2 protein-coding genes are annotated in these 2,622 nt (G+C 46.4%); one reads left to right on the forward strand and one right to left on the reverse strand.

Annotated elements, in window-relative coordinates:
• The coding region (locus F7C14_RS05920) for an AMP-binding protein (protein WP_290900841.1) at positions 1-1,414 on the forward strand (1,414 nt) is incomplete at its 5' end.
• On the opposite strand, the gene rgy is transcribed toward F7C14_RS05920, so the two are convergent.
• The coding region (gene rgy / locus F7C14_RS05925; RefSeq protein ID WP_290900843.1) for a reverse gyrase at positions 1,411-2,622 on the reverse strand (1,212 nt) is incomplete at its 5' end. The genes F7C14_RS05920 and rgy overlap by 4 nt on opposite strands.

The raw sequence follows: 2,622 nt of genomic DNA on the forward strand, positions 1-2,622 counted from the left end.
AATGAAGGATTCTGGAGTCAAACTTCTCATAACAGCTGACGGCTACTACAGAAGGGGAAGACTGATAAACTTAAAGGAAAAAGCTGACGAAGCTCTTGAGGAGTACAAAGGAGTGGAAAATGTCGTAGTCGTTAAGAGGGCTGGAAACGAAATTGACATGAAAGAGAGGAGGGATCACGACTATGCTGAACTCGTAAGAAAGGAGAAGGCTAAGTCTGAATGTGAAATAACTGATGCTAACGATCCCCTCTTCATAATCTACACCTCCGGAAGCGTTGCTGAGCCTAAAGGAATCATTCACTCCACCGGAGGTTACCTCGTTCACGTCTATGCGACGAGCAAAATAGTCCTAGACTTGAAGGATGAGGACGTTCTCTTCTGCACAGCAGACCTGGGCTGGATTACGGGACACAGCTACTCTGTTTATGGCCCGCTTTCTTTGGGTGCTACGGTTCTTCTCTACGAGGGAGCTCCGGACTACCCTAATATATGCAGAACCTTTGAGTTGATTGAGAAGTACGGAGTAACAGTCTTTTACACCGTCCCAACCCTCGTGAGAATGCTTCAGGGGTGTGGAAACATAGACAGCTTTGACTTATCTACTCTAAGGCTGATAGGAAGCGTTGGAGAACCGCTTGAAGCCGAAAACTGGCTCTGGCTTTACGAGGAAGTTGGGAAGAAGAGGTGCCCCATAGTTGACACTTGGTGGCAGACTGAGACTGGAGGAATCGTCATCTCCCCCATTCCAGCCTTAACTCCCATGAAGCCCGGCTCTGTTTCAAAACCTCTGCCCGGGATAGAGGTTGACATATACGATAGCGGAGGGAAAAAAGCCAAGCCCTATCAACTCGGGCATTTGGTTATAAAGAAAATGTTTCCCGGATTCATGCTTGGAATTCACGGAGATCCTAAAGCTTACGTGCAGCTTTACTGGTCTAAGTTCGGTAAGAGGGTTTACCTGACTGGGGACTACGCCTACTTCGATGAGGACGGATACATATGGATATCCGGAAGAGCGGACGACGTCATAAACATAAGCGGTCACAGGGTTTCTCTCGTTGAAATAGAGAAGGTTGTGAAGGAGCTAAAAGAGGTAGCTGATTGCGCCGCCATCGGCGTGCCTGACAGAATTAAAGGGACAGCCATAGCTCTCTTCGTCGTCGCTGAAAAAAGCGATGATGTTGCTGAGAAAATTAAAAAGAAGATAGAGGAGGACATAGGGAGAATAGCCCTGCCAAGACTCATTGTTTTCGTTAAAGAACTTCCGAAAACAGCCGGCAAGGTTTTCAAGAGGGCTATTGCTGATGCGGTGATAAAGAAGGAGATCAGTGGAATAGCATCAAACGTTGAAGTCGTGAAAAGAATAGCGGAAAAAATAGATAAAAACTCTTCCGGAGTTTTCTTCATCGATTAAATCTGTCTCACTTCTTTGTACATTTCTTTTAAAGTCTCGAAGTAGTCAGCTTCTCCTTTCTCGACTTTGTCCATCATCTCCTCAAGCAACCTCGTCCTCTCTTCTGAAACGAAGGATCTGTAGTTGTTGATAAGGTACTCGTAAACAGAATAACCGAGTTTTGTGGGGACGAGCTTTCCTCCCCTCTCTATTATGTAGTTCCTCTGGAAGAGCTTGTCCACTATCGTTGCGTAGGTGGATGGGCGCCCTATTCTTCTTTCCTTCATAAGGGCAACGACATCCGATTGCGTGTATAGAGGGGCTGCTGGTATTCTTCTTATCTCAGCCTCAACCTTTAATTTTCCGGTTGGCAGCTCGTTTCTCACCCAAACGGACTTGTAGAGTTCGTACGCTTTTCCTTCCGCTTTAACGATCCTTTCCTCCTCGAACTCTTTTCCGTCGGCTTTAATTCGGTATTTGGCAACTGTGACTTTGTAAGGTTTGCACTGGCTTGCCATGAACCTTCTGAAGATTAGATCGTAAAGGGCGAAGTGTCTCCACGTAAAGTTCTCCACCACAATTATCCCCTCGCTTATCAGTCTCTGGAGGGTGTCTCTGTCTACTGCCCTCGTTGGTCTTATACACTCGTGCGCTCCCTCGGCAAACCACTCCCTCGGAGTAAAATCTTCTCCGAGGTATTCCTTGGCTATTCTCAATCCAACCTCGCTCACTCTCGTTGAGTCGGTTCTGTGATACGTTATGAGACCGTGCTCGAATAGCTCCTGAGCTATTTGCATCGCATCCTTTGCGCTCATTTTCAGTATGGCGTTCGCATCTCGGAGCATGGAGTCCGTTGTGTAGGGAGGAAGCGGCACTCTTTCCTCCTCTTTTTCCTCTATCAACTCTATTTCAAGCTCAAGCTCTTTCTTCGCTATCCCCTCCAAGCTCAGTCCGAGTTCCTTCACGAAAGCTACCGTTTTCTTTTTCCTGTTTTCCTCAGCTCTCTGAATTATCCATCCTAAAACGGGTGTTTGGGCTCTTCCTGCTGAAAGGTTTCTATTCTTGAAAACCTCCCACAGTTTTTGACTTAGAATGAATCCTATCCACCTATCCTCAACTCTCCTGACTATCTGAGCCTTCACGAGGTTTTCATCGACATCTCTGAGATTTGCCAAAGCTTCAGTTACAGCTCTTCTTGTAACCTCGTGAAATTCTGCTCTTTTTATGAT

Source organism: Ferroglobus sp., assembly GCF_015521575.1.
Classification (GTDB): Archaea; Halobacteriota; Archaeoglobi; order Archaeoglobales; family Archaeoglobaceae; genus Ferroglobus.